The 24,556-nt window shown below is 70.2% G+C and carries 17 protein-coding genes; 10 read left to right on the top strand and 7 right to left on the bottom strand.

The genetic code is table 11. The annotated features are described in order from the left end of the window. The first annotated feature begins 262 nt into the window (after positions 1 to 262). A complete protein-coding gene (locus ABC271_RS10405; protein ID WP_412924797.1) occupies positions 263 to 919 on the top strand; it encodes a formylglycine-generating enzyme family protein in 657 nt (218 codons plus the stop codon). Here ABC271_RS10405 and ABC271_RS10410 read toward each other — a convergent pair. Further along, on the bottom strand, positions 903 to 1,388 hold the full coding sequence (locus ABC271_RS10410; protein ID WP_412924798.1) for a MarR family winged helix-turn-helix transcriptional regulator: 486 nt from the start codon (positions 1,386 to 1,388) through the stop codon (positions 903 to 905). The genes ABC271_RS10405 and ABC271_RS10410 overlap by 17 nt on opposite strands. Positions 1,389 to 1,445: 57 nt before the next feature. On the opposite strand from ABC271_RS10410, the gene idi reads away from it, so the two are divergent. Genes idi through ABC271_RS10445 form a run of 7 tightly spaced genes read left to right on the top strand, consistent with a single transcriptional unit; the run spans position 1,446 to position 7,036 of the window. Next, a complete protein-coding gene (idi, locus tag ABC271_RS10415) occupies positions 1,446 to 1,997 on the top strand; it encodes an isopentenyl-diphosphate Delta-isomerase (RefSeq protein WP_412924799.1) in 552 nt (183 codons plus the stop codon). Next, a complete protein-coding gene (locus ABC271_RS10420) occupies positions 1,994 to 3,061 on the top strand; it encodes a polyprenyl synthetase family protein (RefSeq protein WP_412924800.1) in 1,068 nt (355 codons plus the stop codon). Before idi ends, ABC271_RS10420 begins: the two co-directional genes overlap by 4 nt. Next, entirely contained in the window at positions 3,058 to 3,927 is an 870-nt protein-coding gene (locus ABC271_RS10425; protein WP_412924801.1) for a phytoene/squalene synthase family protein, read from the top strand. The genes ABC271_RS10420 and ABC271_RS10425 overlap by 4 nt, the downstream gene beginning before the upstream one ends. Next, a complete protein-coding gene (crtI, locus tag ABC271_RS10430; protein WP_412924802.1) occupies positions 3,924 to 5,480 on the top strand; it encodes a phytoene desaturase family protein in 1,557 nt (518 codons plus the stop codon). Before ABC271_RS10425 ends, crtI begins: the two co-directional genes overlap by 4 nt. 1 nt (position 5,481) lies before the next feature. Further along, positions 5,482 to 5,841: a lycopene cyclase domain-containing protein gene (locus ABC271_RS10435; RefSeq protein WP_412924803.1), complete on the top strand. Its 360-nt coding sequence runs from the start codon at positions 5,482 to 5,484 to the stop codon at positions 5,839 to 5,841. Then, positions 5,838 to 6,146 (top strand): lycopene cyclase domain-containing protein, encoded by a 309-nt coding sequence (locus tag ABC271_RS10440; protein WP_412924804.1) that lies wholly within the window; start codon positions 5,838 to 5,840, stop codon positions 6,144 to 6,146. The genes ABC271_RS10435 and ABC271_RS10440 overlap by 4 nt, the downstream gene beginning before the upstream one ends. Further along, positions 6,143 to 7,036, top strand: coding sequence for a prenyltransferase (locus tag ABC271_RS10445; protein WP_412924805.1), 894 nt, complete (start codon positions 6,143 to 6,145; stop codon positions 7,034 to 7,036). The genes ABC271_RS10440 and ABC271_RS10445 overlap by 4 nt, the downstream gene beginning before the upstream one ends. 189 nt (positions 7,037 to 7,225) lie before the next feature. Here the strand turns inward: ABC271_RS10445 and ABC271_RS10450 are convergent, their stop codons facing one another. Next, entirely contained in the window at positions 7,226 to 10,174 is a 2,949-nt protein-coding gene (locus tag ABC271_RS10450) for a UPF0182 family membrane protein (protein ID WP_412924806.1), read from the bottom strand. Positions 10,175 to 10,217: 43 nt separating this feature from the next. Beyond that, on the bottom strand, positions 10,218 to 11,357 hold the full coding sequence (locus tag ABC271_RS10455) for a YlbL family protein (protein WP_412924807.1): 1,140 nt from the start codon (positions 11,355 to 11,357) through the stop codon (positions 10,218 to 10,220). 125 nt (positions 11,358 to 11,482) lie between these two features. On the opposite strand from ABC271_RS10455, the gene ABC271_RS10460 reads away from it, so the two are divergent. After that, complete coding sequence (locus tag ABC271_RS10460; protein WP_412924808.1) at positions 11,483 to 12,916, top strand: zinc-dependent metalloprotease; 1,434 nt, start codon at positions 11,483 to 11,485, stop codon at positions 12,914 to 12,916. Positions 12,917 to 13,656: 740 nt separating this feature from the next. On the opposite strand, the gene ABC271_RS10465 is transcribed toward ABC271_RS10460, so the two are convergent. Together ABC271_RS10465 and nudC are read right to left on the bottom strand one after the other, a co-directional pair. Further along, complete coding sequence (locus tag ABC271_RS10465) at positions 13,657 to 15,411, bottom strand: ATP-dependent helicase (protein WP_412924809.1); 1,755 nt, start codon at positions 15,409 to 15,411, stop codon at positions 13,657 to 13,659. Next, a complete protein-coding gene (gene nudC, locus ABC271_RS10470) occupies positions 15,408 to 16,319 on the bottom strand; it encodes an NAD(+) diphosphatase (RefSeq protein ID WP_412924810.1) in 912 nt (303 codons plus the stop codon). Before nudC ends, ABC271_RS10465 begins: the two co-directional genes overlap by 4 nt. A 64-nt stretch (positions 16,320 to 16,383) precedes the next feature. Here nudC and ABC271_RS10475 point away from each other — a divergent pair, with 64 nt between their 5' ends. Beyond that, positions 16,384 to 17,796 carry a phosphotransferase gene (locus ABC271_RS10475; RefSeq protein ID WP_412924811.1) on the top strand — a complete coding sequence of 471 codons (1,413 nt, stop codon included), beginning with the start codon at positions 16,384 to 16,386 and terminating at the stop codon, positions 17,794 to 17,796. Between the two features lie 109 nt (positions 17,797 to 17,905). Here the strand turns inward: ABC271_RS10475 and ABC271_RS10480 are convergent, their stop codons facing one another. Beyond that, the gene (locus ABC271_RS10480; RefSeq protein ID WP_412924812.1) at positions 17,906 to 21,187 is read right to left on the bottom strand and encodes an ATP-dependent helicase; all 3,282 of its coding nucleotides are present in this window, start codon (positions 21,185 to 21,187) and stop codon (positions 17,906 to 17,908) included. Continuing rightward, on the bottom strand, positions 21,184 to 24,399 hold the full coding sequence (locus ABC271_RS10485; RefSeq protein WP_412924813.1) for an ATP-dependent helicase: 3,216 nt from the start codon (positions 24,397 to 24,399) through the stop codon (positions 21,184 to 21,186). The genes ABC271_RS10480 and ABC271_RS10485 overlap by 4 nt, the downstream gene beginning before the upstream one ends. Positions 24,400 to 24,556 lie beyond the last annotated feature (157 nt).

Consider the following 24,556-nt stretch of genomic DNA (forward strand, 5'->3'; position numbering starts at 1 on the left):
CGCCGGGACACGTGCTCTTCCTTCGCTCATCAACGCGGGCCCTCCGAAGTATCCGTGTGACGCTCCCACGCCACAGGCGCACCGGCACGCTGCCCGACGGGCCGCGTCTTCGCGTCAACCCGGCTGCGCGGGTCAGCGGCAACCGATTCACTGGGACCATGCCCTCTCTCCCCGTCGGTCACGGACGCGCGCTGCCGCAGCCGTCCACTCTGTCCCTCAGCCGCCCTCTCCTTGGCGTGGGCGCAGAGGGGCCCTGGCCACGATGACCGATGTCGAGATGACCCGCGTCCCGGCCGGCACCGTGCTGCGCGGGGACCAGCGCGGAGCGGACCGTCGCGAGATCACCGTGGAGGCGTTCGACCTCGGGGTCTACCCCGTCACCGAGGAGCAGATGGCCGAGATCCTCGGGATCACTGCGCAGAATCCGCGCCGGCCGGCCGTTCAGGTCAGCTGGCTGCGGGCCGTGCGTTTCTGCAACGCCCTGTCGGACTGGGAGGGCCTCGACCCCGTCTACACGTATGACGGCGAGAGCGTCGACTGGGACACCGACGCCGACGGGTACCGACTCCCGACCGAGGACGAGTGGGAGTACGCCTGTCGGGCGGGGTCCACGGGATCGACTTACGGCCCGATCACCGAGATCGCGTGGACGGCAGAGGATGGACTGCGCGGCCCCGCAGAGGTGGGGGGACGGCTCCCGAACCTCCACGGACTCTTCGACATGCTCGGCAACGTCTCGGAGTGGTGCTGGGACCCGTTCGCCCCGGACACGAGCGACGCGCGCGTCTTCCGCGGCGGCGGGTGGAGCGATGCGCGCGCGATCGTCCGCGCTTCTGCCCGCCGTGGAGCGAATCCACGCGCCGCGTTCGACGACGTCGGAATGCGCGTCGCGCGCGGTGCGCTCAATCGTTCGCGCTGATGGCGTCGCTGAGTCCATCGACGAACTCGGCGATCGTCGTCAGTTGCTCGTCGGTGAACTTGTCCGCCACGGCGACCATCGCGGTCAGATGGGCACCGAAGTGGCGGAAGAACTCCGCGCGCGATTTCGGCGTGAGCACCACGACCCGAGCGCGTCCGTCAGAAGGATGCGGCCGACGTTCGAGGTGCCCCGCCGCCGCGAGGCGGTCCAGGAGCTTCGTCGTGGACGCCGTGGAGATGCGCAGGTGGGCCGCGACGTCGTGCGGACTGACCATCTCACCGCGCTGCTCGCGGATGATCAGCATCCGCAGGGTGGCGAGGTCGCTGGCGTTCATGTCCATGGCGCCCTTCATGCCGCTGTTCATGCGGTCGAGGGCGTCGCTGAGCGCTCGAACCGACTCCATCGCGCGCACTACTCCCGGCCTGTTAGCACGGAAGGCATCGACGACGGACACGGTGGACACCTCCATTGCGCTCTGGGTATAGTCGGCTGATATCGCTAGCTAAACTAGCAAACAGGAGGCACGATGAGCGAGACCGAGTATGTCGTCCTCCTGGACGACTGGGGCAACGAGATCGGAACCGCCCCCAAGGCGAGCGTCCACGGCACCGATACGGCGCTCCACCTCGCCTTTTCGTGCCACGTCGTGAATGCGGACGGCCAGGTGCTCGTCACACGTCGAGCACTCGACAAGAAGACGTGGCCCGGAGTTTGGACGAATTCGTTCTGCGGCCATCCCGCCCCGGCCGAACCTGTTCTCCAGGCCGTACACCGGCGCGCCGCGTTCGAGGTGGGGCTCACGATCCGGAACGTCGAGCTCGCCCTGCCGCTCTTCCGCTATCGGGCCGTGGATGCCAGCGGCATCGTCGAGCACGAGATCTGCCCCGTCTACGTCGCGCACACCGATGAGGAACCGCGTCTGAACCCCGCCGAGGTCGCCGAGGCCCGCTGGGTGGATCCCGTCGACCTCGCTGCCGCCCTCGAAGCGACGCCGTGGGCCTTCAGCCCGTGGCTCGTGCTCCAAGCACAACAGCTCCATCTGTTCTCTCCACCCCCCGCCATACGAGCAGCATCATGATCACGCTTTCGACGACCCCCACCGCGCGCGCCGAGATCGACGCCGAGATCGACGCGGTCATGGCGCGCCTGACACGGCGCCTGCGGGAGCACGGCGAGGGCGCCGAGGCATTGGCATCCGCCATCACCCGCGCCACGGCGGGCGGAAAACGCTTCCGTCCCCTTCTGGTGATAGCCGCGTTCGACACGCTCCGCGGCGACGACACCCACCGCGCGGCGCTCTACCAGGTCGCGGCAGCATTCGAACTCCTGCACACCGCGTTCGTCGTGCATGACGACGTCATCGACCACGATCTCGAACGGCGCGGCGTCGCCAACGTCGCCGGCGAGTTCCGCACCAGGGGCCTCACACGCGGCGCGGACGCCACCGGCGCAGCACTGCTCGGCGACGCGGCGGGAATCCTCGCCGGCGACCTGCTCCTGCACGAGGCCGGGCGCCTCGTCGCCCTGAGCGAGCTGCCGACGAGGGTACGAAGCGACCTCCTGGGCCTCGTCGAGGAGGCCGTCCTGATCTCGGCAGCGGGCGAACTCGCCGACGTCGAGAACGCCGTGTCGGCCGAGGAGGTCGACGCGGAGACCATCCTTCGCACCACGCACGACAAGACCGCGGTGTACTCCTTCTCCGCCCCTCTCGAAGCCGGGGCCGTGCTCGCCGGGGCGGACGGCCCCGTGCGCGCCGCGATGGAGCGCTTCGGTCAGCGGCTCGGACTGGCCTACCAGCTCGTCGACGACCTCATCGGAGCGTTCGGCTCCGCCGAACAGTCGGGCAAGGACGAGGGCTGCGACCTCCGCGAAGCGAAGAAGACCCACCTCATCGTGCTTGCGCGCGAGACCGAGTCCTGGCCCGAGGTCAGCGAGGCCCTGGCGCTCGCCCACACGGGTCCGGTCGCCATCCGCGCCGCACAGCGCGCACTGAGCGAATCCGGTGCCCGCTCGCGACTCGAAGACCTCATCCGCGGCACCCTCGACGAAGCGCGCGCGATCGTGTCGGCATCCACGCTCCCCCACGACTGCAAGACGATGCTGTACGACCTCGTGGATGCCGTGCAGGGACGCGTGCCGTGAGCACGACCGCGACCGGCCTGGAGCTGTACTCCCGCACGGCCGATGACGCCGCAGCCGCCGTGATCAACCGCTACTCCACCTCGTTCGGCCTTGCGACTCGGTTGCTCGGCCCGAGACCCCGACCCCACGTGCGCAACATCTACGCTCTCGTGCGCGTGGCCGACGAGATCGTCGACGGACCGGCCCACGACGCCGGACTGACTCCGGCCCAGGAGCGCGCGGCGCTCGACGCGCTCGAGAGCGAGGTCCGGGAGGCCATCGCTTCCGGCTTCAGCGCCAACCTCATCGTCCACGCCTTCGCCCGGAGCGCCCGAGAATGCGGCATCGGCGACGATCTCATCGCCCCGTTCTTCGCATCCATGCGGACCGATCTCGACACCGCCGCACACGACGATGCGTCGCACGACGCCTACGTGTACGGCTCGGCCGAGGTCGTCGGGCTCATGTGCCTGCAGGTCTTCCTCAACGCGGGGATGTCGGCGCCGGCTCGTCCCGCCGCCGACCTCGTCGACGGGGCCCGGCGCCTCGGTGCGGCCTTTCAGGACGTGAACTTCCTCCGCGACCTCGACGACGATGCCTCGCGCCTCGGTCGCGATTACCTCGACGGCGCCGCCGGCGATGACCGGCGCATCGCCGTCCTCGACCGCATCGATGCCGACCTCGCCGCGGCCGCCGCGACGGTACCTTTCCTCCCGCCGGACTGCCGTCGGGCCGTCACTGCTGCGCACGATCTCTTCGCCGAGCTCTCCCGCCGGCTGCGCCTCGCCCCCGCGGGCGCACCGCGGGTCCGTGTCCCCGACGGAGTCAAGGTCACGCTCGCGGCCCGCGCATTCCTCGGACGCCCACCGAAAGGGGCCCACGCATGACCTCGCAGCGCATCGTCGTCGTCGGAGGAGGCATCGCCGGTCTCGGCACCGCCGCGCTCCTGGCCGATCAGGGACACGACGTGCACCTGTTCGAGGGTCGCGACCAGCTCGGCGGTCGCGCCGGATCGTGGGAAAGCGACGGGTTTCGGTTCGACACGGGCCCGAGTTGGTACCTCATGCCCGAGGTGTTCGACCACTTCTTCCGCCTGCTCGGCACCAGCGCCGCTGAGCAACTCGACCTCGTGCGCCTCGACCCGGCCTACCGCGTCTACGGCCCTCCCGGAAAGGGCGAGCCGATCGACGTCGTCTCCGGCCGAGAAGCCGTGCGGGCGCTCTTCGAGCAGCACGAGCCCGGCTCGGGCGATAAGGTCGAGGCGTACCTCGACTCGGCGAAGGACGCCTACGAACTGTCGACCTCGAAGTTCCTCTACGACACGTACTCGTCGACGCAGGGGCTGCGCGACCCCGCGCTCGTCAAGCGACTTCCGACGCTCATCCCCCTCCTGACGCAGACCCTGTGGAAGCGCGTCACCCGCGACTTCTCCAACCCGCGGCTGCAGCAGATCCTCGCGTACCCGTCGGTGTTCCTCGGCGGCTCGCCGTTCGAGGTTCCGAGCCTGTACCACCTCATGAGCCACCTCGACCTCGGCGACGGTGTGCTCTACCCGCGGGGCGGATTCACCGAGATCATCGCCGCGATCGAGCGGCTCGCGCGCGAGCGGGGCGTCCAGATCGAGACCGGTGTTCCGGTCGAGGCGATCATCACCGACGACGGCATCGCCCGAGGCGTTCGACTGGCCGATGGACGGATCGTGCCGGCGGATGCCGTGGTGTCGGGGGCCGACCTGCATCACACGGAGACGCAGCTGCTCGAAGAGGGCGACCGCCAGTACCCCGAGAAGTGGTGGAAGGACCGCGTTCCCAGCCCCGGTGCGCTTCTGCTCCTGCTCGGCGTCAAGGGCGAGCTGCCCCAGTTGACTCACCACACACTGCTGTTCACGGACGACTGGCACACCAACTTCGACGCGATCTTCGGCGAGAGCAAGCGCATCCCCGACCCGGCGTCGATCTACGTGTGCCGTCCGAGCGCGTCGGACGACTCCGTCGCCCCGGAGGGCTACGAGAACCTCTTCGTCCTGGTGCCCGTTCCCGCCGACCCGGTCAGCGGGCGGGGGGGCGTCGACGGTCGGGGTGATGCGCGGATCGAGGCCGCCGCCGACCGCGTGATCGCGCAGATCGGCGAGTGGGCCGGCATCCCGGAGTTCGCCGAGCGCATCGTGGTGCGCAAGACCATCGCGCCGGAGGACTTCGCGACGGATCTGCACGCGTGGCACGGCAACTCGCTCGGCCTCGCGCACACGCTGGGACAGAGCGCGATCTTCCGCCCGAAGAACCGCTCCCGCAAGGTGTCGAACCTCTACTACGCCGGGACATCGGTCCTGCCGGGTATCGGTCTTCCGATGTGCCTGATCTCGGCGGAGCTCGTGGTCAAGCGGATGACGGGCGACCGCACCGCGGGCCCCCTGAACGAGCCGGCCCGCGCGGCGGTCTGAGGTGCCCGGGATCTACCTGGGCGCGATCCTGTTCTCGCTGGCCGGGATGATCGCGATCGATCTGAAATACGGCCTCGCGCTGCGCACCGCCCCGGGCCGCACCGCTCTCGCGGTGGGCCTGGGAACGGCGTTCTTCCTCGCGTGGGATGCCGTCGGCATTCTCACCGGGGTGTTCGTCAAGGGCGACAGCCCGCTGTTCGTGGGCATCGACCTGGCGCCGCACCTCCCCCTGGAGGAGCTGTTCTTCCTCCTCTTCCTCAGCTATCTCGCGCTCGTGCTGTGGACGGTGTTCGAACGGGCGCGACGCCAGCGGGATGCCGAGCACCGGACCCGCGACGACGTCGAGGAGTCCGCGCCGTGACGTATCCCGTCATCCTCCTGCCGTTCGTGGTCGTGACCGTCGTCGTGACTCTCCTCAGCGCGCGCCGCCCCGGCTTCCGTCGCCGCATGCGCGCGTCGGCGTGGACGGCGCTGGCGCTGGTGCTGCTCACCGCCGTCTTCGACAACATCATGATCGCGGTCGACCTGTTCTCGTATCCGGCGGAACACCTCAGCGGCCTCCGGATCGGTCTGGCCCCGCTCGAGGACTTCGCCTACCCCGTCTGCGCGGCCTTCCTCGTGCCCGCGATCTTCACGCTCGTCTCCGCTCGGAGGGAACCCACATGACCACCCCCGCCGCCCTCACCCCCGGACGCGTACTGCGAGAGCTGTTCGTCTCCTCGCGCCCGGTGAGCTGGATCAACACCGCCTTCCCGTTCGCCGCCGCCTACCTGCTGACGACGCGTCAGGTCGATGCGGTGCTCGTGGTCGGCATCCTGTTCTTCCTCGTGCCGTACAACCTGGCGATGTACGGGGTGAACGACGTCTTCGACTACGAGTCCGACCTGCGCAACCCCCGCAAGGGTGGCACGCACGGCGCCGTGCTCGCCAAGCGCATGCATCCGATCACGCTCTGGGCATCCGCGCTGTCGTGCCTGCCGTTCGTTGTGTTCCTCGTGATCGCCGGTCCACCGCTGTCGTGGCTCGTGCTCGCGCTGAGCCTCTTCTTCGTCGTGTTCTACTCCGCTCCCCCGCTGCGGCTGAAGGAACGGCCCTTCGCCGACTCGGTCACCAGCAGCATCCACTTCTTCTCCCCCGCGGTCTACGGGCTCGTGCTCGCCGGTGCGGAGTGGACGTGGCAGCTCATCGCCGTGCTCGTCGCGTTCGCCCTGTGGGGTATCGCCTCCCACGCGTTCGGTGCCGTCCAGGACGTCGAGGCCGACCGCGCCGCGGACATCTCGTCGATCGCGACCGCGCGGGGGGCGCGCTGGACGGTGCGCTTCTCTCTCGCCGCGTACGCCCTCGCCGGCGTCGTCATGCTGGTCACGGCATGGCCGGGGCCGCTCGCCGCGTTGCTCGTGATTCCGTACCTCATCGTGTGCTGGCCGTATCGGAACGTGACGGATGCGACCTCGGACACCGCCACCGCCGGGTGGAACCGCTTCCTGTGGCTGAACCAGATCGCGGGGTTCGGCACGACGCTGCTGCTGATCTGGTGGTGGTTCCTCACCGCGTGAGCGGCTCGGGTCGCCCAGAGTCCGTCGAGTGTCCAGGACACGCCGGCCGCGGGGCGGCGGGATCGGCGTGACTTGGACATTCGGGGCAGCCGAGGGCGGGGCAGGGCGAACCGGACAGGGCGCGCGCCGTGCCGGGGACGACAGACGCCGATGCCCCGAAGGGCACCGGCGTCTGTCGTGAGGGGCGGGTCAGCCCGCGGGGGTCGGCGCCGGCGTCGGCGTGGACGCCGCGCCTCCGCCCTGGCCCTGGTCCTGCAGCTGGATGAGGCGCTGCACGGCCGCGTTGAGCAGCGCATCCTGGCGGGCGAACTCGGTGAGGTCGCCGGCGGTCAGAGCCGCCTGCTTCGCCGTGAGTGCCGCCTGGGCATCAGCCAGCGCCGCCGCGTAATCTCCCGCGTTCTCCGCGGGCGCCGAGGGAGACGTCGAACCGTCGCCCTCACCGGTCTGGTCGGTCGGGGTCACGGACTCGTCGCCGGTCGTCGCGCCGGACTCACCGCCGAACAGGGCGTCGAGAGCCTCGCTCAGGGTGTTCTCGAACGCGATCTTGTTGCCGAAGGCGACGAGGACACGACGGAGCTGCGGGAGCTGCGTGCCACCCGAGGACTGGACGAACACCGGCTGCACGTACAGCAGGCCGCCACCGACCGGGAGGGTCAGCAGGTTTCCGTTCAGCACCTGCGACTGCCCCTGCTGAAGGATGTTGATCTGCGACGAGACGGCCGTATCGGAGTCGAAGGTGTTCTGCACCTGGCCCGGTCCGGGAACGGTCGTGGCGGCGTCGATCACGAGCATGCGCAATCGGCCGTAGTCGGAGCGTTTCGTCCCCTGTTGATCGCCCGCGTTCGAGTCGACCGCTAGGTAACCGGTCAGCACGTTGCGGGCCTGCCCGCCCTGGGATGCCGGGATGAAGCTCGTGAACATCGAGTACGTCGGAGCATCCTGACTGGGCATCTTCATCGTCAGGTAGTACGGCGGCTGCAGGCTGGTCGGGTCCTGCGGGTCGTTCGGGGTGGTCCAACGGTTGTCCTGCTGGAAGAACGACCGCGCGTCGTCGACGTGGTAGACGCCGAGCATCGAGCGCTGCACCTTCATCAGGTCGGTCGGGTACCGCACGTGGCTCATCAGGTCGGCCGACATGTCGCTCCACGGGCGGATGCTCGAGGGGTAGACCTTCTGCCAGGTCTGCAGAATCGGGTCCTGGTCGTCCCACGCGTAGAGCGTCACCTCGCCGTCGTAGGCATCCACGGTCGCCTTCACCGAGTTGCGGATGTAGTTGATGTTGTCCAGCGCGTAGTTCGGCGACGGGGTGTTGGAGTCGGCGATCGCGCGCGACAGGGAGACGCTCGACGAGTAGGGGTAGTTGGCGCTCGTCGTGTAGCCGTCGACGACCCACTTGATGCGCCCGTCGACGACCGTGGGATACGGATCGCTGTCGAGCGTCAGGTACGGCGCCACCTTCTGCACGCGCTCCTTCGGCGAGCGGTCGTACAGGATCTGCGAATCCTCGTTCACGTAGTCGGAGAAGAGGATCTGCTCGGACTGGAACTTCAGCGCGTAGATCAGGCGGTTGAACACATTGCCCACGCTCGGCCCGCCGTCACCGCGGAACGTCGTGCGCGTCTCACTGCCGCCGTCGGCACCGATGGGGTAGTCCAGTTCGATGTCTTCGCCGCCCTCGGGGCCACCGACAATCGAGTACGGAGGGGACTGCTCACCGAAGTAGATGCGGGGCTCGTAGTTCTCGTCGGTCAGGAAGCCCGTTCCCGGAATGGCCTGCTCGAGGAAGACGGGGTCGCCGTCGTCGGTGCGCTCGTTGCCCGCCGCGGCCACCATGCCGTACCCGTGCGTGTACACCAGCGCGGTGTTCTGCCACGTGGCGGCGTCGCCCAACTGGTTGATGTTCAGCTCACGCAGCGCGACGACGGCATCCTGGCTCTGCCCGTTGATCTGGTACCGATCGACGTCGAGAGGGCTGCCGAACTGGTAGTACGAGCGGTACTGCTCGAGCTGTCGAACGGTCGGGCTGATGATCGCCGGGTCCATGATGCGCAACTGCGCGGTCGATGCGGCGTCGTTGCGCAGCTGCCCCGCCTCGGCGGTCGTGGCGGCCTCGAAGTTCTCTTTCTCGACGTTGTCGATGCCGTACGCGGCCTTCGTGCTGTCGATGTTGCGCTGATAGAACTGGCTCTCGAGCGCGAGCTGGTTGGGGCGCACCTGGAAGGTCGTCACCGCCCACGGGATCGCCGCGCCGACGACGATGGCCGAGACCACCAACAGGGCCGTCGCGATCAGCGGGTAGCGCCAGCGCCCGATGAAGGCCGTGACGAAGAAGGCCGCAGCGACGATCACGGCGGCGATCGCGAGGATCGTCTGACCGGGGATCACAGCGTTGACCCCGACGTATCCCGGACCGGTGATGCGGTCTTCCTGGTTGATCAGGGTCGTGAAGCGATCGAGCCAGAGGCTCGCGCCCTGCAGCAGCAGGTACAGGCCGGCGAGGACGGCGAGCTGGATGCGCGCGGCCTTGGAGATGCGCAGCTCGCGCTGGCCCACCCGGACCGAGCCGTAGAGATAGGACACGACGGCGGTGAGCAGCAGGCAGACCAGGACCACGGCCGACGCGAATCCCAGCGCGGTCGTGTAGAACGGCAGGCCGAACAGGTAGAAGCCCGTGTCGAGACCGAACTGCGGGTCGGTGGTCGAGGTGGCGACGCCGTTGAACCACAGCCACGTCGTCTCCCACTGCGCCGAGGCGGCGAAGCCGGCGAAGAAGCCGAAGAAGATCGGGATGCCCCACATCGCGAGGCGTCGAAGGGGTTCCACGACCTCCTGGTAGCGATCGAGCTGCGAGCTCAGCCGGGCGTAGACGGGGCGCAGTCGGTAGGCCAATTGGATGACGCCCCACACCGGCACCGCCATGGCGAGGAAGCCGATCACGAACATCACCGTGCGTGCGATCCACTGTGTGGTCAACACCTCGGTGAAGCCCAGCTGCGAGAACCACATCCAGTCGGCGTAGAGGTTCGCGAAGACGAAGAACGCCACGACCAGCGCGGCGATGACCGCCAGGGTGATCGAGATGATCCGTCGTGAACGGTTCGGGGGCGTGGCCTGGTTCGGCGCTGAGGTCGTGGTCACGCGTCCATCCTAGGCGTCGGCCTCTGAGGGTAAGCCGTGGATACTACGATCCCGAGGCGGGCGTCCCCTCGCACGTCGGGAGGGCATCGAGGTCGCCCCCGTCACGGATCGTCTCGAGCGCCGTGAGCGAGTCCCGCAGCGTCGATACGGAGAACACCCGGATGCCATCGGGCACGTGCCCCACCACCTCGTTGCAGTTCGCCTGCGGGGCGAGGAACCAGGTCGCGCCGGCATCCCGAGCTCCGTAGAGCTTCTGGCGGATGCCGCCGATGCCGCCCACATTGCCGTCGGCGTCGATCGTGCCGGTGCCGGCGATGTGCTGACCGCCCGTCAGGTCGCCCGGCGACATCTTGTCGATGATGCCGAGCGCGAACATCATTCCGGCACTCGGTCCGCCGACGTTGTTGATCTGGATCTTCACGTCCACGGGAAGGTCGAAGCCCAGGGTCAGGCCGACGCCCAGGAGCCACTGCTGCTGGCCGCTGACGTCGGTGAGCCGCGGAGTGACGGACACCGAGCTCTCCTCGCCGTCACGGTCGATGCCGAGCGCCACGGGCGCGCCGTCGCCGGTCTGGACCGCGGCGCGGACATCGTTCACGCTCGCCACCGACGCACCGTTGAGGGAGGTGATCACGTCGCCCACGTCGAGCACGCCGGAAGCCGCTCCGGTGTCGTCCACGCTCCCCACCACGATGTCCTGCGGCACGGTGTATCCGAGCTCACGCAGAGCGGCCGCGGAGGCCTCGAGCTGCGAGTCCGTCATCATCGCGGCGTTCTCGCTGTTGCGCTGCTCTGTCGACTGCCCCGAGGGGAAGATCCGATCCAGCGGGACGACCGCCCGGGACGGGTCGAACCAGGCCTGCGCCAGTTCGATCCAGCTGGGGGTGCGTTCGCGGTTGCCGTTGATCTGGACGGTCAGGAGGTCGAGCTGGCCCGCAGAGGGGGTGTCCTGCTCGTCCGGCACCGTGATGAGGGGCACCTCGTTCCCGTCGGCATCGGTCGAGGTGCCGAGCGTGTTCAGGACGGGACCGGGCTGCTGGATCACGTAGGGGGACGGCAGGAAGGTCAACGCGAACAGGACGAGCGTGGCCACGACAAGGGACCACACCCCGAAGACCGTCGACCGACTCCACCGTTGCCGGGGAGCGGGCACGACGGAGACGTTCTCGTCGAACAGGGTCACGGGTCCTACCTTTGCCGGGTCGTTCGCGCGCGGCGTAAGCGGCGTGGGGCCGAGCCGAGGGGAGCGAGGAATCGTGCGACTAGCGTAGATCCCGTTCCCCTTGACCCGGCTGAAAGGCGGCGGAAGTGGCAGACGACGACCGGAACCCCGAGGAGGAGTTCCAGGAGCTCATGCGGCGCCTGATGTCGGGAGACACCTCGGGCCTCGACCCCGAGCAGCTGTCCCGCCTGTCCGGGATGCAGATCGATCCGGCGATGATGCAAGCGGTCATGAACCAGCTGCAGGGCGCCTTCTCCGGCGCTCAAGACGGCATCGACTGGAGCCTCGCCGAACGTCAGGCCCTGCACATCGCCAACCAGGACGGCCTCGGCGTCTCGACCGGACAGCGCACGGATCTCGATCACGCGTTCTCGCTCGCGGGCCTGTGGCTCGGCGAGGCGACGACCATCAGCGACCTCCCGCGTCCCGCCAAGGCCGTGACGCGCGGCGCGTGGGTCGCGGCAACCCTTCCGGTGTGGCAGGAGCTCGCCGAGCCCGTTGCCACGAGCATCGCGGACGCCCTCACCGAGGCTCTCGGGCAGCAGGCTCCCGACGACATGCAGGATCTCATCGCCGGCGCCGGTCGCCTCATGCGCACGGTCGGGGGTTCTCTCTTCGCCACGCAGCTCGGCCACGTGGTCGGCCGCCTGTCGACCGAGGTCGTCGGCGGCGGCGACGTCGGCATCCCGGTGATGCCCGAAGGCGACGCGGCCATCCTGCCGCAGAACTTCGCCGACTTCGGCCGTGATCTCGAGATCCCCGACGACCAGCTGGCGCTCTATCTCGCCACTCGCGAGCTCGCTCATGCGCGCTTGTTCCGGCACGCGCGCTGGCTTCGCCTCCACGTCATCTCGCAGGTGCGCGAATTCGCGCACGGCATCCGCGTCGATACGGATGCGCTCGAGGAACTCGCGGCACGCTTCGACCCATCGCAACCCGACGAGCTGCGCAGCGCGCTCGAAAGCGGTGCGCTGCTCCCCCAGCGCTCCGAAGAGCAGACCGCCGCGCTCACGCGACTCGAGAACCTCCTCGCCACCATCGAAGGGTGGGTCGACGTGGTGACCGAGGACGCGACGTCGCGCCTGCCGTCCGCGGCGCGCATCGCGGAGGCGGTCCGACGTCGCCGTGCGGTCGGCGGGCCCGCCGAGCAGGCGCTCGGTTCCCTGGTCGGCCTCGAACTGCGCCCGCGGCGCATGCGCGAGGCGGCGGCGATGTGGCGCGCGGTCACCGACGCCGTCGGCGTCGCCGCGCGCGACGCCCTGTGGGATTACCCCGACCTCATGCCCTCCGCCGATGACATCGACGACCCGGCCGGTCTCGTCGCCCGTCTCACCGCGGCCTCCCGCGGCGAGACGGCCCCCTCGGATGCCATGGACGACGCGCTCGCCCAGCTCATCGCCGAGGAGACCGCCGCCGAGTCCGCGTCGTCCGGAGAACCGGGTGATGCGCCGACCCCCACGGACGGCGGCCCCGAATCCGACGACGACGACCCGACACCCGGGGACCAACGCCCCGTGTGATCGCTCCTCCCCAGGCCTCGATGCGGGACGGAGTCCTGGGGACAACACGGCGGGCGGCCGAGTGCCGCGTCATCATCGGTGCATGCTTCGACTCGACCCCGCCACTCCCCCGCTCTGGCGGGACGACGGGACGGTTCAGCTCGGCTCACCGGCGCGCGCATTTCTCTCGCTTCGGGAACCCTGGACCGACCCCGCTCTGTCCGCGCTCGAGGCAGGAACCTCGCGTCCGGCTCTCCGAGCCCTCGTCCGCATGCGCGGCGGCACGGATGCCCAGGCCGACGAACTGATCGCTTCCGTCTCAGCGGCCCTCGTCCATCGACGGCGTACGCCCGCCCTCGTGGTGCAGGTCGCCGACGATCTTCCCGCCCCCGCGGTGCGCGCCGTGCTCGCAGCCCTTCCCGCCCGGACGCCGCGGTTGGATTGGGCCGGTCCGGCGTCCCGCCCCGCGCCCGAGGGCTCCCGCGTGCTCCTCCTCGCGGCGCACCGCGTCGATCCGCGGCGAGCGGTCGACCTCATCCGCCACGACATCGTGCATCTCCCGCTGGTCCTCAGCGGTTCTGCCGCGACCGTGGGGCCGATCGTCGCTCCCGGACGCACCGCGTGTCTCAGCTGCCTCGACGCCCGTCGTCGACGGGAAGACCCGTCGTGGCCGCTGATCGCCGCGCAACTGCTATCGAGGCCAAGACCCGCCATCGACGTCGCGTTCGCCGCCGAAGCCGCGCGCGCGGCGCGACACCTGATCAGCGGCCGGATCGACCCGCTGACGCGTTCCCTGCACCTGCGCGCCGACTCGCTCCAGCGGGCCTGGCGTACGCATCTGCCGAGCGAAGACTGCCGCTGCCGATCTCTCGAAGGAAACGCGACGGCATCCGCTCCGATCGACCTCGACCGCGCGACCAGCTCACCGACAGTGTTCGCGCGGCCCGCGTGACTCCGACGTAAGCCAGACGCCGTTCTTCGTCGACCGCCTCGAACGTCTGGGCGTAGGAGATCGGCAGCAATCCTTCACTCACCCCCACGAGGTAGACGTGGTCCCATTCCAGGCCCTTCGCCGCGTGCAGCGTCGCCAGGGTGACCGTACGTGTCGCGGGTTCGTGCTGATCCCGCGCGCGGGCCTGCAGATCGTCGGTGAACGTCCGCAGATCGGTGCCCTCCGGCGCCTCCTCCGCCAGCCGCAGAAGCGCCGCGCGCGCCTCCCACGCATCGCGCAACGCACCACCCGCCGCGGGCGGTTCGTCTGTCAGGCCGATGCTACGCAGGACGTCGCGGACCGTCGCGAGGAATCCGGTCTCGAGAGGCGCGACCGAGGCGGCACGCAGAGCCATGAGCGCTTGGCGCACCTCCGGCAGGTCGAAGAACTTCCGGCCGCCGAGCACCGTCGCGGCAATCGACTGCTTCGCGAGCGCGCTCAGCAGCACGGCCGACTGGGCGTGCGAGCGGTAGAGCACGGCGATCGCGCGTGGATCGGTGCCGGCGCGGACGGCCTCGGCGATGGATGCCGCCACTCCCTCGGCCTCGGCTTCCTCGTCGTCGAACGCGCGCACCGTCGGGATCGGCGATTCTTCCGGCGCCGCGGCGATGAGTTCCAGCGCGCCCGCCCTCCCGCGCATGAGATCGTTCGCGACCGCCAACACGGCCGCCGTCGACCGGTAGTTCCGCTCGAGGCGCACCACGCGGGCGTCCTCGTGCGTGCGCTCGAACTCGAGCAGATACCGCGAGTCGGCGCCCGTGAACGAATAGATCGTCTGGCTGGCGTCCCCGACGACGCACAGGTCGCGGCGGTCACCGAGCCACAGCTCGAGCAGACGATTCTGCAGCGGCGAGACGTCCTGGTACTCGTCGACCGTGAAATGGCGGTATTGCTCGCGCACGGCCGCCGCCACGCGCGGCTCGGCCTCGATCATGCCCGCGCACGTCAACAGCACGTCTTCGAAATCCATCTGTCGCCGCTCGTCCTTGAGCTTCTCGTATGCGCGCTGAAGGGCGACGACCTGATCCACGTCGAGCCGGCCGATCCCTCCGGGGCGATCCACGGCATACCGTTCGATCGAGCGCATCGTCACCTTGCGCCATTCGATCTCCGCGGCGACGTCACGCAGCGTCGCCGTGTCCGGCCGCAGACCGACTCCGTCAGCGGCGTGAGCGAGCATCCGGACCTTGTTGTCGATGATCGTCGGGGCTTGGTCACCGGCCAGGGTCGGCCAGAAGAAGTTCACCTGCGCCAGCGCCGCAGCGTGGAACGTGCGCGCCGATACCCCGGCGACTCCGAGAGCACGCAACCGGCCGCGCATCTCGCCCGCAGCCTTCGCGGTGAACGTGACCGCCATCACCCTCTGCGGCGAGTACGCGCCCGTGTCGACACCGTGGGCGATCCGTCGCGTGATGACCCGCGTCTTGCCGGTCCCGGCACCCGCGAGCACGCAGACCGGACCGCGCAACGCGCGCGCAGCCTCGAGCTGACGATCATCGAGGCCGCTCAGCGGGTCCGTGCTCACGCGAGGCCCCGGTACCACTCGTCGATCAGGCGGTGAGCGATGGATGCCGTTCCCGGGAGCTGCACGGCGGTCTCTCCCCGGAGAGCGGCCCCGATCTCGGCACGGTCGAACCAGCGCACCTCGACGATCTCTTCACCGTCGGCGCGAGCATCGTCGTCGTGGGTCGCCCGCGCGCGGAAACCGAGCATCAGTGAGCGAGGGTACGGCCACACCTGCGAGCCGCGGTACTGGATGGCTTCGAGCCGCACGCCCGCCTCTTCGCACACTTCGCGCTGCACGGTGTCTTCCAGGGACTCGCCCGCCTCGGCGAATCCCGCGAAGCATGAGTACCTGCTCCCACCCCAGGCAGCATTTGCGCCGAGGAGCACGCGATCGGGGTCTTCCGCCGACGAGACGAGCACGATGACCGCCGGATCCGTTCGCGGAAAATGCTCTCGTCCGCAGTGAGGGCAGTGTCGCGACCACCCCGCCTGGCGGAGGACCGTGAGGGTGCCACAGGCGGGACAGAACGCGGCATCCCGCAACCAGCCGGCGAGAGCGACCGCCGTCCCGAGGATCTCCGCTTCCTCAACGGGGAGGTCGCCGCCGACGGCACGCAACGGTGCCCAGCGCGCGCCCGTGGGCAGAGCGACATCCGCCTCCTCGTCGACCACGGCCAGCAGCAGGCCCGCATCATCGGTCGCGCGCCCGAGGAACGCCCACTCGCGGGCGTCGTCCACGGCCGACACGGGAAGGAGCACGAGGCGCCCATCCGACACCGGAGCCGCATCGCGGTGCACGACGAGCACGCGCGTGTTCATCGACTCCCGCACCGTCTCGAGCAGGCCGTCGACATCGCGTTCCGCTCCGGCACGGTCGAGCGGCCCTCCGGGCCAGGGACCGGGTACCGCGGGAACGGTCGGCGGCATCGAACACCTCTCTCAAGGGCGTGGCGCGGGGGGATCGGGCGAGCGACCGACCTACCCTGGGGGCATGGCACGCTCGCCCCTCACTCTAGCCGCGTCCGCTACGGCGGCCCTTCCCCGCATCGGTGTGACGAGCGCGGCCCCGCTGACCGAGAACGCGGGCGGACGCTTCGACTCCGCCCTCATCTCGCTCGAGGACGGGCGCACCGTCGTGGTGCGGATGCCGGCCAGTGAAGAGACGGCTGCCGATCTCGCCGCCGAGTCCCGCGCGCTGCGGGCGCTCACGTCGGGGGTTCGGGCGCTTCTCCCCTTCGCCGCGCCCGAGGTGATCGGCGAGAGCGGGTCCGGGGCCAACCGGGTGCTCGTCGTCGATGTCATCGACGGGTACCGCATCGACCCCGCGGAGCTTCCGAAGGGTCCCGGCTACGCACCCGCCATCGGTGGCGCCCTCGCCGCGGTCCACGCGCTCCCGGTGTCGATCGTGCGTACCGATGGTCTTCCCGTGCGTGCGCCCGAGCAGGTCCGTGACGACGTCGCGCGCCTCCTCGACCGTGCCGACGCGACCGGACGTGTTCCCGACGGTCTGATGATGCGGTGGCGACGCGCTCTCCAGGAGCCGGAGCTGTGGCGGTTCGAATCGGCCGTCGTGCTGGGAGGTGCGACGAGCGCCTCCATTCTTCTGGTCGACGACCCGCAGGGTGTGCCCCGGGTGAGCGGGATTCTGGACTGGTCGGGGCTGAGCGTCGGTGACCCCGCCGTCGATCTCCGGTGGCTCGCCTCCGCGCCCGTCGCGACCGACGATGTCTACGACGGGTACGCCGCGGCCGGCGATCGGTCGCCGGATCCGCTGCTGCGGGAGCGCGCGCGCCTGTATGCCGAGCTGGAATTCGCGAAGTGGCTCGTCCACGGGCACGATGCCGCCGAAGCCGATGTCGTCGACGACGCTGTGGCGCTCCTGGAGGCTCTGGCCGACGGCGTCCGCGGAGACCACATCGTCCCCTCGACTCGGTCCGACATCGAGGACGCCATGGCCCTCGTCGAGCGGATGCCGCCGACGGCGGCCACCGCCATCGACACGTCGATGCAGACAGACGCCTACGACCCGGAAGCGCTGTCGCTCTACCTGTCGGCCGAGCGCGACCGGGAAGCCGCCGCCGCCGCGCTCGCGGAGGCGCTGGCCACCGAGGAGCACGGCACCACCACGGAGTTCGGCGTGAGCGACGCCGACGACGCCGAGCCGGGCCCCACCGCGCCGATCGACCTCGACGGGTGGACGCCCGCGTCCGGCGCGGATGCAGCGCGCGGCAAGACACCGGAATCCGCGAGTGTCCTGGGTGACGAGGCCTCGACGGAGTCGGCTCCCACCGGCAAGGTCATCGATGCCGCGACGCTGCACGAAGCGATCAACGACGAAGAGGAGGCCGCGCGCGCCAGCCGTGCCGCGCTCCGCCGATGGGGCATCGCGCGCGACGGCTCGTGACGTCGGCGCCGGCACAGCGCGTCGTTCCGACACCGTCTCGCCGCCGAGCAACGCCCGGCCCGCGGAAACCCCTGCCGCCTCGGACCCGACCCGCGTCAGGTCCGCGGAGTCACCCGCGGAGCACGATCTCGTCGCCGACGTAGAACAGGGTCACGTCGATGAGGTCGAACGGCACCCCGTGCTTCGCGTGGTAGGCCTCGCGGTACAGCTCGAGTTGCAGCATCCGTGAGCGGCGCTCGGCGTCGTCGGTCGGCGGACGACCCGTCTTCCAGTCGACGATCTCGTACCGGTCACCGTGGCGGTAGACGGCATCCAACTTGCAGATCACGACGTGGGGGCGCCCGTCGAGACGCGTCGTGACGAAGTCGATCTCGGTCTCGACCTCGAGGGGTTGCAGTCGTGCCCATTCGGACCGTTCGAAGATCTCGCGCAGCCGCTGGAGCTCCGCCGCGTCTGCGGCCGAGGCTCCCTCGTCGTCGTCCCACAGTCCGGCGTCGTCCAATCCCGTTCCCGATCCCACGATTCCTGACCGTTGCTCGACCCAGGCGTGAAACAGGGTGCCCAGCCGCGTCTGCCGGTAGGGACGTTCCGGCAGCGGGCGTCGCAGCTCTTCCACCGCGCCTCCGTAGTCGGCCACGAAGTCTTTAAACTTCGACGCGGGGATGCGCGTGGGAGCGGGCGAGTGGGTGGGCCGCAGGCGGTCGGCGCGTTCGGCGAGGAGCAGCTCGAGGTCGGCATCCGGCGACACGGCCGGTTGTGCACGCGCCGCGCTCACCTCTTCTGCAGCGGCTCTCACGGCGGTCCGGCGCGCGCCCAGCGGGTCGAGCGGCCAGTGCAGAAGGCGCCGTTCGCCGTCGTACGGGTCGTCGCCGGGATCATCGACGCCCAGAGGAATCCCCAGCGCCGAGCTCGCCTCGTCGAGGAAGACGCTGGGGGTCCGGGAGCGCTTCGTCCCGGACCAACTCGACCCGGAGAGGAGGAGGTGATCGCGCGCCCGAGTGAACGCGACGTACGCGAGTCGACGGTCTTCGTCGAGCTGGCGCGCGCGGTTGGCCTCGACGAACGCGTCGATCGCCGCTTTGAGGTCCTGCTGTGTTTCCGCACCTCGCCACCCGAAGATCGGTAACCACGCGGAGTCGCCGCGGAACTCGGAGGGAAGCACGCCGAACCCGAGCCACCCCTTCGTGTCGCGGGCGAGCGAGGGCAGTTCGTCGGTGACGAGACGCACCACCGCCACCGCATCCCATTCGAGCCCCTTCGACCCGTGGATGGTGAGCAGCTGGACGACGTCGTCCTCGGGCGGCTCGGTCCGGGGCGCGAATTCATCGGCCTGCTCGGCGTGATCCAGCCAGGCGAGGAGGCTCGTGACCGAACCCGACTCGTCAGCCGCCAGGAAGCCCCGGATCTCATCGACGAACGCGCGCAGCTGCGCCGAGGAGATGCGTGCCGGCCCGCGTGATTCGTTCGCCGCCAGCTCCACGTCGAGCCGCAGCTCCGTCTCGATCAGACGGATGAGCTCGGGAATCGGCACCCCGATGTTGCGGCGCAACCCGGCGAAAACGGCACCCGCCTCGCGCAAACGCTCCCGCCCTTCGGCGGTGATGTCCGCGAGCCACCCGTGACCGTCCGCCTGCCGGCTGAGGAAGTCCAACGCGTCCACGAGCGACGCGCGGTCGGCGCCCGGAGTCGAGCGAAGGCGATCCACGACCTCCGGGGAGAGTGGCTGCAGCGCCACGTCGTGGGTGGCCAGCCGGCGCGCGAGCTGGGCGAGAGCGCGTAGGTCGGCAAGCCCGATCGACCACCGCGGACCCGACAGCAGCCGGATGAGGGCGGACCCGGCCTCGGGGTCGCTGATGACTCGCAGCGCCGACACGACGTCGACGACTTCGGGCGTCGTCAGCAGCCCACCGAGCCCGAGGATCCGGTGCGGGATGCCACGGCGTCCGAGCGCGTCGCCGAAGCGCACCATGTGCTTCTTGCTGCGGAACAGCACCGCGCCGGTCGTCTGCTTCCCCCCGGCCGCCCGTGAGCCGCGCACCCCGGCGAACCACTCCGCGACGCGATCGGCCTCCGTATCGAGGTCGCGCTCGAAGAGAACGTCCACAACGCCGTCGGGCGCTCCGGGCCGCGCGCGCAGTTCCTCCACCGCCACCGGCGATCGGCTGGCGAGCGGGGCCAACACCGCGTTCGCCGCCGTGAGAACGCGCGCGCTGTTCCGCCAGCTCGTCAGCAGCGAGAAGGTCTGGCATCCGCCGTCGGGAGCGAACGCGGCCGGGAATCCGCCGAGGTTGCCCGCACTCGCTCCGCGCCACGCGTAGATGGCCTGGTGGGGGTCGCCGACGGCCATCACCCCGGTGCCCGCGAACAAGGTCGCGAGCAGGTCGGTCTGGACGACGGAAGTGTCTTGATACTCGTCGAGCAGCACGACGCGATAGCGCGATCGCAGCTCCGCGACGACCGGCGGGTGCTCGCGCACGATGCGCAGGGCACCGGCGACCTGGTCGGCGAAGTCCATCACTCCGAGCCGCGCCTTCTCGCGGTCGTACGCGGCGGCCAGCCCGGCGAGCATGCCGAGCGCGGAGACACGGGATGCCGCGTCGGCGACGTCTTTGTACACGCTCACGCGCGCCGAGGTCGACGGGCGTTCGACGATGCGGCCGAAATCGTCCGGGAACGCGGCGAGGCGGTCGAGGTCGACGAGATTGTCGACGCTGTCGCGCGCGATGCGAAGCGCCGCGTCGATGAGGGTCCGTGGGGACTCCTGCCGCTCCTCCAGCCGAGGGTCGTCGGAGGTGAAGACGACCCGCCGCATCAGCAGCCACGCCGCAGACTCGGAGAGGACCGCGGATTCGGAATCGCGGCCGATACGCAGTCCGTGCTCGCGCACGAGCGCGTCGGCGAAGCTGTTGTACGTGGCGACCGTGGGACGGTGCAGCAGCTGGTCTTCGTCGCCGACCGCGGGGCCTGCGCCGACCTCGAGCGCGAGAGCGTCGAGGACCCGCCGCCTTTCCGCGTCCCCGCGAGCTCCGTCAGCCTGTGCGAGTTCGGCGAAGACAGCCAGTTGGCCGCTCGCGTGCAGCTCGGGGAGCTTCGGAAGCAGGCCGCGGCTCTCGAACTCGGACAGCCGGTGCAGGCGACGGTGGATCCGCTCGGCCAGCTCGCCAGCCGCCTTGCGTGTGAAGGTCAGCCCGAGCACTTCGTCACGCCGGACGAGACCATTCGCAACGAGCCACACGACCCGTCCGGCCATGGTCTCGGTCTTTCCGCTCCCCGCCCCCGCGACGACGAGCGCGGGTGAGAGAGGAGCCTCGATGACGGCCGTCTGCTCCACCGTGGGCGGGAACTGGCCGAGGGCGGCCGCGATCGTCGCGGCCGAGAGTGAGGCCGTCACGACGCGCTCACCGCGGAGACCGTGTGGATGCGACACAACCCGAACGAGAACTCGTCGCGGCAGTGCACCTCGTAGGGCGCGGCGAAGGAGTGTCCCCGCATGACGTCGACAGCCCGCTGCACGCGCTCGACGAACTCCGCTCGCGCGGCCTCATCGAAGGGAGCTTGACGCGGCTCCGCGTAGTCCTTCGTCGCCGCGGTCGGGCGCAGGACGAGGAGCTTCGCCCCGCCGGGCGGCATCCCCGCGACCTGCTCGATGGCACCCGACGAGAAGGCGAGCTGGTACGCGGCCAGTTGCGGGTTGTCGGCGACTCTGGCGTCGGTCTGCGGCTCGTTCTTTCCGGTCTTGAGATCGACGATGACGACCTCGCCGCTCGGCGTGATCTCGACCCGGTCGATGTCACCACTGAGGAGCGCGCCGTGCTCCCCCGCATCGGCGACGGGGATCGGGACCTCGAAGTGTCTCTCGGCGCCCACCAGTCGACCTCCCGCGTCGTCGAAGCGCCGCAGGTAGGCCGCGAGCCGTCGGACGAGTTCGCGCGCCCGGACTCGCTCGGCACGCTCGCGCCAGGCGGCGTCGAAGACGAGTTCGCCCCAACGCTCTTCCACGACCTCCCACAGTGCCTCTTCGGTCCCCGCGGCGGCCGTTTCGAGCGCCGCGTGGATGATCGTGCCGATGCCCGCGGTGGTACCGCTGCGATCGCCACCCAGGTCGCTGATGACCCAGTCGAGCTCGCACTGCTCCAGCGCGTGCAGACGGGACGGCGACACACGGACGTCCTCGTGTTCGAGGTCGCGCAGAGGCGCGGTGGAACTGGGGGCCGCCACGCCGTACCACTGCTCCGGTGCCGCCCCGGCGACGTCCGCAGCCGCCAGCAGCGCGAGCTGGCCCGCCGCGTGTCGACGCTCGCGAGCAGGCGAGCGGGGAGACGTGAGCGTACGCCGGTGACGGGCGACCAGACCCCGCAGAGAAAGAGGGTGTTCGGGAACCGACGACGCCGGTTCGGGCGTCGGCAGCATCTCGAACAGCACGCTGGGTCCGGTGTCGTCGTCGTCCACCGCGGTGACGATGAGTCGGGAATGGGCGCGCGAGACCGCGCGGACGAACAGTCGCAGCTCGTCGTGCATGGCGGCCCGGCGACGATCCAGCATCCCGGCGGACGGAAGGTCGGGGAACTGAACGGCGTCGGCCAGGCGCCATGTCTCGAGCAGGCCGCCGCGCAGACGGGTGTTCGGCCAGACGCCCTCTTGGACACCGGCGACGACGACGGTGTCGAAGGCGTTGCCCGCGGCGGCCGCGGGCGTCAGCACGCGGACCGTGTCGACGACCGCGGGCTGCTCGATGCGGTCTTCGGCGACATCACTGTCGATCACCGACCGTAGGAAGCCCGCGGCCTCTCCGTCGGGCTCACGCTCGGTGAACCGCTTGGCGGCCTGGAACAGTGCCACGATCGCGTCGAGATCGCGGTTCGCCTGTTCCGCGAGCGGACCGTGTCCGCGCGACGCCTCACGCCACGACCGCGCGAGACCGCTCCGCTCCCACGCGGTCCACAAGAGCTCGTGTGCGGTCGCCCGCCCGTCGGCCTGGGCTCGCAGGGCCGAGAGCGTCTCGCCGAGCCGCGCCGCACGGCGGGCCTCGCGCGTATCGATCGTCGCGAACTCGAGCGGATGCCTCAGACCGGATGCCACGAGTTCCGCGGCTGAGCGCGTTCCACCGGACGCGAGCTCCTCCTGTCGCAGCGCGGCACGCAACCGGCGCAGCTCGATCGGATCGAGTCCGCCGTACGTGCCGAGGAGCGCATCGAGAACGGCATCCGGGCCCCAGCTCTCGGGGTCGGCCATGCCGAGCTCGACCAGGGCGACGAGGTCTCGGACCGGCCGCTGCACACCGAGCGCCAACCCCGGTCCGCTCGCGCGTGCCGGGACCTCACGCGCGGCGAGTTCTGCTTCCAGCGCGGCCACCTGTCGTGAATCGTGGGCGATCACGGCGCACGCACCCCACGGGACACCGTCGAGGACATGACGCTCGCGAAGGAGGCGGGCGATGGCGTCTGCTTCTTCCGCGGGCGAGCGCAGCAGGAAGGTCCGCACCGAACCCTCGGGCGCCGCACCGACCGGCGCGCGGCGGTGGGCCACCACACCGGCGGCGCCGATGCGCGCGGCCACGCCACGAACGAGATCGATCTGCTCGGACGTGCCTCGATGCGGGTCGCCGAGAGCGACCAGATCTCCCAGTTCCGCTGCGAGTCGCGCGAAGTTCTCCGGCGTCGCACCGCGGAACGCTCCGGAGCCGACATCGGGATCACCGAAGGCGACCACGCCGATTCCGCGCTGGCGGCACGCTCGCAACAGATCGATACCGCCGGAGGTCAGCTCTTGGGCGTCGTCGACGAGGATGCACCGGATGGATGCGAAGCGGCCCAGGAGTTCGCGATCGACCGCCGCTGCATCGACCACCGCCACCGCCTCGCGTGCCAGGTCCGCTGCATCGCGGTGTGCACCGCGCATCTCGGCGCGAACGGCGCGGTACTCGGCCGCGAAGGATCCGACGGCAGCCCACACCGGGATGCCGTGGCGATCGGCCAGACCGGGGAGGTCTTCGGGCGCGATCCCCAGGTCGGTGCATTCGGCGAGGAAGGCGCGCAAGTCGCCGCGGAATCCGCGCGTCGCCCGGATCGAGGGCCCGAGCCACTCGGGCCACCGCGACGGCCCGTCGACCTCATCGAGCGCGTCGCCCTCGAGCAGTTCACGGATGATCTGGTCTTCGTCTCCACCGGTGAGCAACTGCGGCGGCTCGGCACCGCGCCGCACCTCCGCGCCGCGCACCACCTGGAACGCGAAGGACGCCAAGGATCGAGCGAGAGCGCCGGCGGTCGCGCGCCCCACCGCCAGGGCGAGGGGATCGCGGAGCGCGGTCGCCGCAGGACGCGTCGGGGTCAGGACCAGGATGTGGTCGGGGTCGACGCCCCGGGCGACGAGGGACCGCACCCGCGTGAGCACCGTCGACGTCTTGCCTGAACCGGGTGCACCGACCACCGCGCCGCTCGCTTCGGGTGCCCACCCCACGACGACGCGTTGTTCCGGGTCGAGGTCGGACGTCTCGAGGGCCCGCGCCGCCCAGCGATCACGCGCGACCTCGGGTGCCGGCTCCGCCGCGACGCCCGACACCGGACCACCCGCCGGGGCGACGGTGACGGCATCCGGATCCTGCATGTGTCCCACGGTAGCCGCGGCCTCCGACACCGGCTCGACGACCCGCCCCGTTCGCCGTCCGCGAAGCGGGCCCGCGCGCGGGGAACCCCCCTCCGCCCGTGTCGTAGAGTCGGATCATCGCGCCGGGTGGACCGAGATGCCCGGGCGGAAAGGGAGC

It is taken from the genome of Microbacterium canaveralium, assembly GCF_047238045.1.
GTDB lineage: Bacteria > Actinomycetota > Actinomycetes > Actinomycetales > Microbacteriaceae > Microbacterium.

Coding starts and splice junctions, on each gene's coding strand:
- nudC (WP_412924810.1), bottom strand. CDS start 16,319: ATGCCGCCGACCGTTCCCGCGGTACCCGGTCCCTGGCCCGGAGGGCCG.
- ABC271_RS10485 (WP_412924813.1), bottom strand. CDS start 24,399: ATGCAGGATCCGGATGCCGTCACCGTCGCCCCGGCGGGTGGTCCGGTG.
- idi (WP_412924799.1), top strand. CDS start 1,446: ATGAGCGAGACCGAGTATGTCGTCCTCCTGGACGACTGGGGCAACGAG.
- ABC271_RS10420 (WP_412924800.1), top strand. CDS start 1,994: ATGATCACGCTTTCGACGACCCCCACCGCGCGCGCCGAGATCGACGCC.
- crtI (WP_412924802.1), top strand. CDS start 3,924: ATGACCTCGCAGCGCATCGTCGTCGTCGGAGGAGGCATCGCCGGTCTC.
- ABC271_RS10445 (WP_412924805.1), top strand. CDS start 6,143: ATGACCACCCCCGCCGCCCTCACCCCCGGACGCGTACTGCGAGAGCTG.
- ABC271_RS10405 (WP_412924797.1), top strand. CDS start 263: ATGACCGATGTCGAGATGACCCGCGTCCCGGCCGGCACCGTGCTGCGC.
- ABC271_RS10410 (WP_412924798.1), bottom strand. CDS start 1,388: ATGGAGGTGTCCACCGTGTCCGTCGTCGATGCCTTCCGTGCTAACAGG.
- ABC271_RS10475 (WP_412924811.1), top strand. CDS start 16,384: ATGGCACGCTCGCCCCTCACTCTAGCCGCGTCCGCTACGGCGGCCCTT.